Source organism: Inquilinus sp. (genome assembly GCF_057815775.1).
Window position 1 is genome coordinate 1 of sequence record NZ_JBYRFX010000296.1, and the last position, 9,080, is coordinate 9,080.

General features: G+C 65.2%; 9 protein-coding genes. All 9 read left to right on the forward strand.

From position 1 onward, the window contains the following. The coding region (locus tag AC3XYG_RS10545) for an amino acid adenylation domain-containing protein (protein ID WP_489139783.1) at nt 1-2,208 on the forward strand (2,208 nt) is incomplete at its 5' end. A gap of 156 nt (nt 2,209-2,364) precedes the next feature. After that, entirely contained in the window at nt 2,365-3,399 is a 1,035-nt protein-coding gene (locus tag AC3XYG_RS10550; RefSeq protein WP_489139784.1) for a methyltransferase, read from the forward strand. Further along, nucleotides 3,396-4,298 carry a cupin-like domain-containing protein gene (locus AC3XYG_RS10555; RefSeq protein ID WP_489139785.1) on the forward strand — a complete coding sequence of 301 codons (903 nt, stop codon included), beginning with the start codon at nt 3,396-3,398 and terminating at the stop codon, nt 4,296-4,298. The genes AC3XYG_RS10550 and AC3XYG_RS10555 overlap by 4 nt, the downstream gene beginning before the upstream one ends. Nucleotides 4,299-4,622: 324 nt before the next feature. Beyond that, entirely contained in the window at nt 4,623-5,873 is a 1,251-nt protein-coding gene (locus AC3XYG_RS10560; RefSeq protein ID WP_489139786.1) for a cytochrome P450, read from the forward strand. A gap of 123 nt (nt 5,874-5,996) precedes the next feature. Continuing rightward, nucleotides 5,997-6,989, forward strand: a complete 993-nt coding sequence (locus tag AC3XYG_RS10565; RefSeq protein WP_489139787.1) for a TauD/TfdA family dioxygenase — start codon at nt 5,997-5,999, stop codon at nt 6,987-6,989. A gap of 14 nt (nt 6,990-7,003) precedes the next feature. Then, nucleotides 7,004-7,213 carry an MbtH family protein gene (locus AC3XYG_RS10570; RefSeq protein ID WP_489139788.1) on the forward strand — a complete coding sequence of 70 codons (210 nt, stop codon included), beginning with the start codon at nt 7,004-7,006 and terminating at the stop codon, nt 7,211-7,213. A 39-nt stretch (nt 7,214-7,252) separates the two neighbouring features. Beyond that, entirely contained in the window at nt 7,253-7,408 is a 156-nt protein-coding gene (locus AC3XYG_RS10575) for a hypothetical protein (RefSeq protein ID WP_489139789.1), read from the forward strand. After that, nucleotides 7,402-8,208 carry a thioesterase II family protein gene (locus AC3XYG_RS10580; protein WP_489139790.1) on the forward strand — a complete coding sequence of 269 codons (807 nt, stop codon included), beginning with the start codon at nt 7,402-7,404 and terminating at the stop codon, nt 8,206-8,208. Before AC3XYG_RS10575 ends, AC3XYG_RS10580 begins: the two co-directional genes overlap by 7 nt. After that, a partial coding sequence (locus tag AC3XYG_RS10585) for a hypothetical protein (RefSeq protein ID WP_489139791.1) occupies nt 8,205-9,080 on the forward strand: 876 nt, incomplete at its 3' end. The genes AC3XYG_RS10580 and AC3XYG_RS10585, both read left to right, overlap by 4 nt.

Genomic DNA, 9,080 nt, shown 5'->3' on the forward strand with positions numbered 1-9,080 from the left:
GAGCATGATCCCGGTGACGGGGAGCGGACGGCGCGGCTGCGGCCTGGGCACCCGGCCTATGTGATCTACACCTCCGGTTCCACCGGACGGCCCAAGGGCGTGGTCATGCCGGGAGGGCCTCTGGTCAATCTCATGGAATGGCACGCCATGATGGTCCCCGGGAGACCGCAGGCGCGTGTCGCCCAGTTTTCGGCTCTGAGTTTCGACGCATCGGCCCATGAACTGCTGTCGGCGCTGTTCACCGGCAAGACGCTTTTCGTGCTCGATGCCGAGACCCGTCGCAACCCCGACGCCATGGCGGCCTGGCTGGACGAGAACGAGATCGAAGAACTGTTCGCACCCAATCTCGTGCTCGAGGCCGTCTACGATGCCCTGTCCGAGCAGAAGCGAAGTCTTCCGGCGCTGCGGGATGTCATTCAGGCCGGAGAGGCGTTGACGGGCGGGGATATCGTCCAGTCATTCTTCGGCCGGCACCCGAACTGCACTCTTCACAATGACTACGGGCCGACGGAAACCCATGTCGTCACCGGCCACACGCTGCCCCGAGAGGTTGACGGGTGGCCGGCCGCCATCCCGATCGGCCGTCCGATCTGGAACACGCGGATATATATCCTGGACCGCAGGCTGCAGCCGACGCCGATCGGAGTGGTCGGCGAGCTGTACGCGGCCGGATCCTGTCTCGCGCGCGGGTATCTGAACCGCCCCGGCCTGACGGCGGAGCGCTTCGTGGCCTGCCCGTTCGGAGATGCCGGGGAGAGGATGTATCGGACGGGCGACCTGGCGCGCTGGCGGCCGGACGGCGAGATCGAATATCTCGGCCGTGCTGACAAGCAGATCAAGATCCGCGGCTTTCGGATCGAGCCCGGCGAAATCGAGGTCGTCCTGGGAACGCATCCCGCCGTGGCCCAGGTCGCCGTGGTGGCGCGAGAGGACCGCCCCGGCGAGAAGCGCCTCGTCGCCTATGTGGTGCCGACACCCGGATCGCAAACAACGCCGTCCGAGCTGCGCGCGCATGCGGCGGCCCACTTGCCCGAGCACATGGTCCCGGCGGCATTCATGGAGCTGGAGGACCTGCCGCTGAACGTCAATGGCAAGCTCGACCGCAGAGCGCTGCCGGCGCCGGTTTACACAGCCGGCGCCATCGGCCGGCGCCCCAGAACGCCCCAGGAGGACATCCTGAAACGTCTGTTCGCCGAGGTGCTCGACGTCGAGCATGTCGGGATCGACGACAGCTTCCTCGCGCTCGGAGGGCATTCGCTGCTCGCGGCGAAGCTGATCGGCCGGATCCGTGCCACCCTCGGCGAGACCCTGACAATCCGGAGCCTGTTCGAGGGCCCGACCGTGGCGGATGTCGCGGAGCGTCTCGGCGTCGGCGATCATGCGGATGCGCTGGGGGTGGTTCTCCCACTCCGGACCAGTGGAGAGCAGCCGCCGCTGTTCTGCATCCATCCGGCGATCGGCCTCAGCTGGTGTTATTCCGGATTGATCCAGCACATCGATCCTGACATCCCGATCTACGGGCTGCAGGCCCGGGGCCTGGTCCAGGGTGACGCGTTCCAGGGCCGTCTGGAGGACATGGCCCGAGACCTCAGCCTGGAGATCCGGCGCCTCTCCCCGACAGGGCCATACCGGCTCGCCGGCTTCTCGTTCGGCGGCAATCTGGCACACGCGATCGCCACTCGGCTGCAGGCTGACGGCCACGACGTCGATCTCCTGGTTCTTCTCGACAGCTACCCCCATGACCCGGCGACCGGCCGGTCAACGATTGCGGAACAGGAGGTGCAACGTCTCACCTTGAAGATCATGGGCTACGACAAGCCGATCCCCGAGGGTGTCACAGACATATGGCCGGAGATCCAGGGCTACCTGCAGACTATTGACAGTCCTCTTGCCTATCTCGATCAGGAAAAACTCCATAGGATTCAGATGGCTCAGATCAACAATGTCGAGGCGCTGGCAAAATTTAGACCAAACGACTTCATAGGAGACATACTTCACTTCGAGGCGACCGTCCGGGCGGAGGGGGAGGCCGCATCATCGGCGTCAAGCTGGTTGCCTTATCTGACCGGCGCGATCACCAGCCATCCGATCGTCTGCGACCATATGGGCATGGTCGACCCGGCGCCTCTGGCAGCGATCGGGCAGCAGATCATGAGTGAACTCCGCGTGCCCAGACGCCACCGGATCGCCGCACGGGTGGCCGAATGACGACGACATTGCCAACACTCGGAGCCGGATCCCTCGCCTTGGGACATCGCGTCTGCGGGCGGCGGCAGGCCCCACATTTTCAATCTGCCGCGGCATTGCAACCGCGCCTCGACGCCGCCGGTGGCCGGCGGGGCACGTCATATCGGGAGTTATTTCATGCCTGAAGACCATTTCAGAGCCGATGAGTCGATCGACCTCCATGCCATGGTGCGGGGCCTGTCCGTGTCCCAGATGATCGGGGTCGCTTGCCGCATCGGTTTGGCGGACGCGCTTGGAAAAGACGACGTCGTTCCGATTCCGGAATTGGCAAAGTCCGTCAGCGCCCATCCGGGCGCGATGCGCCGCCTCTGCCGCACCCTCTCCGCATTCGGGATCTTCCGGGTGACCGAGGGGGGGCATCTGCAGCACAATTCCAAATCGCTGCTGCTTCGCCGGGATTCCGTGCCGTCGCTGCATTGGGCAGCGCGGTTCTGGACGATGCCGAGTATCTGGGCGACGGCGGGGGCACTCGACCACACCATCCGGACCGGCGGCCAAGCGTTCGATCAGGCAAACGGCATCACGTTTTTCGAGCACTTTCGAAGGAACCCCGGCGACGGGGATATCTTCGACAAGTACATGGCCGTGGGATACCCGGGCCGGCCTCAGGATGCGATCGCCGACTCCATCGCACTGGATGGGGGCGAGACGGTGGTCGACGTGGGCGGCGGAACCGGGGCACTCCTGATCGACCTGCTGCAAAGACATGCCGCCCTCCGCGCCATTCTCTACGAACAGCCGGGCCAAATCGCGGCCGCCACGGCTGCTTTGACGAAGGCATCCCTTGCAGACCGGTGCGACCTGGTTGCGGGCGACTTTCTCGCCTGGGCGCCGGAAGGCGGCGATGCCTACATCCTCTCCTGGATCCTGCACGACTGGCCCGATGACGACGCCACCCGGATTCTGGAATGCTGCCGCAAGGCGATGAAGCCCGGCGCGAGGCTGATTCTGGTCGAGCGCCTCCTGAGCGAGGACCCCCATGAGTGCGACGCTTACGATCTCCTGGTCGATCTGCACATGATGATGTTCTTCCGAGGGATGGAGCGCACAGCCCCGGAGTTCAACGCGCTGATGGAGCGGGCCGGCTTCAAGCCGATCCGGGAGGTCGCCCGGAAGTCGCAGTTCTCGGTCCTGGAGACCGAGCCGGCATGACGGCGCAAGGATCGTCGATCGGGCATCACCGATGGCAGGATCTGGAGGATCAGATGGGCAAATCGATTCCACGGGTCACGGACCTGGATCCGGACGCCTTTGTTTCCGGGTTCGTGACGTGCAATCAGCCCGTCATCGTTGTCGATGCGATGCGATCCTGGCGTGCCCCTGCGACGTGGACGCCGGAATGGCTTGTGTCCCATCACGGCGATCGCGAAGTCCAGGTCTACAATTCCCTGTTCGATCTCGTCGATGTGATTCCTCTCAAGACCTATATTCGGGACAACTTCGGCAAGCCGGCGTCTCATCGGACAACCGACTACGTTCGCTGGTATGCCAAGTTCAAGGACGTGGACTTCTATTGGGCCGATGCGTTCTTTCAGTCGGTTTCCGAAGACTGGCGCGATCTGGATTTTTTTCCCAGGAACGGCTTCCTGGTACCGGTCTGCCCCGGAGGCGAGAAACGCAGCGTGGTGACCGATCCCTTTCCATACAAGGGTCTGTTCGTCAGCGCCCGCGGCGCCCGCACCCGATTGCATCGCGATCCCTTCGGCTCGGACGCCATCCTGTGCCAGATCTACGGATCGAAGACGGTCACCTTCTACGCGCCCGATCAGGCGTCGAAACTCCAGGACGAACGCGGATGCGTCGATCCCGAGCAGCCGGATGCTGCGCGTTTTCCACATTCCGCCGACGCCGCCAGCCGCTATGAGGATGTCCTGCAGCCGGGTGAGGTGCTGTACGTTCCAGGCGGCTGGTTTCACGATGTGAAGTCGATCTCCGACAGCATCTCCGTGACTTGGAACTTCGTGCATTCGGTGCGGCAACAGGCGTTCGGGGATGCTCTGGCGGGACTTTCTGCCGGCAATGAGCAAGAGGTCATTCGATACTTTACCTGAGAAACGTTCCGCCTGGTTTTGCCACAAGGTCATGCGGCCCGGCGGGAGCTCCGGTTTTTACGAGTCTGATGTCTCGAACTTGAAATTGTCACTTACGACTCGCAAAGGATGACACCTTGGTTCGATCCGGACGAGTTGTCAGCGAAGCACGGGGTTCGGCCCATTGCTGCCGAGCGGCACGGCGCCGCTTCAAATCATGGCTCGGTATTCGTAGTATTTTGCTTAATATTTAACGAATTATTAGCTTCGAGATCACGGGCAGGGCCAATATAAATGATCCATATTTCTCTATGTCGCATTGTTGGATAAGGAGGGACAACGGACATGTCGCAACAGGCGTCCGACCCCGGCGAATCACTCCAATTCGATTCCTCGCACCCGCGCCCTGGCGCCGACCCCTATCAGGTTTATGCGCGACTTCAAAAAAAATCGTCGAATCGCAGAACTCCGGGGCCCCTGATTCTGACGCGCTACAGCAGCGTTTGCGAGGCTTTCACCAATCGAGATTTGAGCTCCGAAGCCATCCCTCAGTCTCTGCGCGGTCTGGGAACGAAATGGGGTTTGGCACTCCCCGATCGGTTTGCGGGATTGCTGAAGGCGGCTCTCATCTTCTCCGACGAGCAGAGTCATGGCCGGCTGCGACGCCTGCTCGGCAGCGCTGTATTGCCGCCTGCAATCAGGGAACTGCGGCCCCAGATCGTCCATCGAATCTCGCAGCGGCTCGACGCGGCGTCACATCTCGAGACGATCGATGTGATCCGGGACATCTCCGAACCGCTGTGGAGCGAAGTGTTCGGCGATTGGCTCGGCTTGCCCGACGGAGACCGGGAGCATCTGGCCAGGAATGGTCGCAGGGCACGCTTCATGCTCGATCTGGGAGGGATGACGCGGGACGACTTCATGGGCGTCTTCGAGGCGGTGGACGAGCTGTACGAGTTTTTCCGCCATGCCTATCGGCAGCGAGACCGGACTGCCAAGGCTTCGCTTCTCTCGCGCCTGAGCGAAGCGCATGCCGGCGAAATTGGCCTCGACGAAGACCAGATCGCCTTCACCTGCATCGAATTGCTGGTGGGCGGCAATGAGACGACACAGGCTCTGATCGGCAATCTTCTGAACGCCCTGCTCGCCCATCCGGATCAGCTTGAACTTGTCCGGAACGACCGCTCGCTGCTGGCCGCGGCGATCGAGGAGACGGTCCGATTCGAATCGCCGCTGCCGATGGTGCGGCGGGTCGCATTGCGCGATACGGTCATCACCGGTGAGCCGGTGCGCCAGGGCGAGACAGTTCTACTGTGCGTGGCGGCAGCAAACCGTGACCCGACCCAATTCGATGAGCCCGACCGCTTCGATATTCATCGGAAGGGCCAGCGGCATGTCGGTTTCGGCTACGGCTTTCACGCCTGTGTCGGAAGCATGTTCGCCCGCCTTCAGGCGGAGGTCGCGTTGGACCTGATGCTGAGGCGCTTCTCGCATCTGGAACGTGCCGAACCAGCCCCGGCTTGGCAGAAACGGAGGCTCACGGGCCGAGCTCTCGAGCGCCTGCCCATCCGTGTAAGTCGGGTCCACGCCGAATGATCGAAACTCGCCGGAGCGCGTCAGCCTCGCACGGGACGCTGCTTCGCTTCGCCATCGACAGGGCCGCGGCGCCCCGGGAAGATGACGAACCGCTTTGCGTCGCCCGAAGGAGGGACTGATTCCATGTCATGGTCATCGGACGTCGCCGAGCACCTGCCATCCGGGAGCACGATGCCGCTGACGGTCGAGCCGCGCCGCCCGAGGGGCCTGCTCGAATTCGCAGCCGAGCATGGCGCAGCGATGGACGCCGCCCTGGCCAGGCACGGCGCGGTGCTGTTCCGCGGCTTCGGCGTGTCCGGCGAGGACACGCTGGCCGCCCTGTTCCAGCGGCTGTGGACGCAGCCGCTGTCCTATGTCTACCGGTCGACCCCGCGGACCGATGTCGGGAAGGGCGTCTACACCGCGACCGAATATCCGGCCGCGCAGGAAATCCCGATGCACAACGAGAACGCCTATCAGCGGGACTGGCCCATGCGCATCGGCTTCCATTGCGTGACCCCCGCCGCCAGCGGCGGCCAGACGCCCCTGGCCGACGTCGGCAGGGTCACGGAGCGGATCGATCCGGCCGTGCTGGCCGAGTTCCGCGACAGGCGGGTCCGCTATGTCAGGAACTATTCGGACTTCATCGACCTGCCGTGGCAGACGGTGTTCCAGACGGACAGCAGAAAAGAGGTCGAGGCCTTCTGCACGGTCCATGACATCGACTTCGACTGGACGGAGGAGGGGCTGCGAACCAGCCAGGTCTGCCAGGGCACCGCTATCCACCCGGGGCTGGGCCGGGAGCTGTGGTTCAACCAGGCCCAGCTGTTCCATCTCTCCAGCCTCGGCCCGGCGATGGCGGCCGACATGCTCGACCTGTTCGGCGAGGCGGGGCTGCCGCGCAACGCCCGCTTCGGCGACGGTGGGGCCATACCGGACAGCGTCGTCGCCGCCGTGACCGCGGCGTTCGAGCGGGAGAAAGTCGTCTTCGACTGGCGCCGGGACGACGTCCTGATCCTCGACAACATGCGCGTCGCACACGGGCGCAAGCCCTTCAGCGGCGCGCGCCGGGTGCTGGTGAGCATGGGCTACCCGCATTCGATCTTCGCCGCCGGCCCATTGCGAATTCACAGCTGAGAGAGGAGACCGACATGAGCAACCCCTTCGAAGACGCGAATGGCCGCTATTTCGTCCTGGTCAACGACGAGGGCCAGCATTCGCTGTGGCCCGCCTTCGTCGAGGTGCCGGCGGGGTGGACCGTGGCTCTCGGCGAGGATAGCCGCCAGGGCTGCCTTGACTATATCGAGGCGCAGTGGACCGATATGCGGCCGAAATCGCTGGTGGCCGAATCCGGGGTCTGAGGGCGTGGCGCCAATGGCGATCAACGGAGGGCCTGCCAGATGACCGCGGCGAGCGTCGTCATCGATGCCAATTCGTCGACGGTTGCGACTGCGGCCGTCGACCGGGCGGTCGAGCCGCTTCGGCTCGCCGGCGGCCCACCGTGCCGCCTCGCCGCGGTGGCCATGGCGTTCGGCCGGGTCCGCTTGGGATGGTGACCCTGGCGCGGCCGGCGATGAAGCCCTGGTTTCCGTTCGCCGACTGGTTGGCGGAGCCCAGCCCGCTGCGTCCGCGCCTGGTCTGCCTGCCATGGGCCGGGGGAGGCGCGTCGGGGTTCCGACCGTGGATCGCCGAGCTGCGGGACACTGCCGATGTGTTCGCCGCGGAGATGCCGGGCCACGGCTTGCGCTTCGGCGAACCCTGCATCGACGATGCCGCAACCCTAGCCGCCGCGATCGCGGGCGCCATCCTCGCCCTGCCGCACGCAGAGCGGCCCGTCCTGATCTACGGCCATTCGATGGGCGCGCTCCTCGGCTTCGAGGCGGCGCGGATCCTGGTCGGCCGTTCGCATCCGGTGCTCGGCCTCGTCCTGTCGGGCTACCATGCGCCGCATTGGCGTGGCCCGCAGCGGCAGCGCTCGCGCATGACCGATGCCGAGCTGGTGGAGGATCTGCGCGGCATGGGCGGGACGGCGCCCGAGGTCCTCGGTTCGCCGGATCTGCTGTCTGTCCTCCTGCCGATCCTGCGCTCCGACTACTGCCTGACCGAGGCCTACCGGCCCAGCCTGGACTCCTTGCTGCCGAAATTTTCCCGGCCGGTCGATGTGATCGGCGGCGAGCGGGACGAGGAGAACCCTCCGAGGAGCCTGCAGGCCTGGCAGGAGGTGCTGGCCGGGCCGTCGCAGGTCTCAATCTGGGAGGGTGGCCATTTCTTCATCGAAACGCATCGCCGGGCGCTGCTGGCCCATCTCGGCCGGCGCCTTGCCGAATGGCCGCAACTCATGGCGGCAGGCCGATGAACCATCTCGGCCGCGGTTCTGTGGGACCTTCGATCGGGCAGGGCGGCGCGCGCCGCCCGCGCCTGATGCGCCTGGCCGCCTCGGTCCTGGCCATGGCTGTGGCGGGCTGCACCTTCAGCGATGACCTCACCGGCCAGGTCGGCCGCCTCAACAGCTCGATCGAGCAGGTCCAGAACGAAGCCCTTTTCCTGAACATCGTCCGCGCCGCCGACAATGTGCCGCTGAGCTTCACGCAGCTGGTCGTGGTCCGCGGCTCGGGCACGGTCGGCGGCTCCCTGGGGGTGCTGCCCACGGTCGTCTTCGGGAACGGGCCGCCCATGAACAACACCTTCGGCACGACCGCGAACGCGACGGCGACGACCAATACGAACTTCGATCTCGGCGTTCTCGAATCCAAGGAGTTCTGGCTTGGGCTGCAACGGCCCCTCAGCGCGGAGACGCTCGACTTCTTCGTTCGCGAGGGGCTGCCGCGCGAGCTCCTGTTCTATCTCTTCATCCAGAAGGTGGTGCTGCGGTCGCAGGGTCTGACGCGGACGCTGGTGAACGATCCCGGCGATCCCAGCTTCCCCGCCTTCACCCAGGAGCTCAGGACCGCGCTGGCGCTCGGTCTCTCCACCGAGACCATCCCGCGCACCGTCGAATACGGGCCTCCGCTCCCGGCGGAGCGCGCCTCCGACCTGAAGAGCCTGGTCGATGTGGCGAAGGCCGGGTTGCTGCTGCGGCCGGAGCAGACCGCCAACGGCACACGCTACCAGCTGCTCAGCGTGCAGCCGGCCGCCGTGATGTGCTTCGATCCCTCGCTGGCATCGGGGGGCGGGCGGGCTTCGGCTGCCCCCGGACCGGGCTGCGACACGGTCAGGGCGGCGGCACCG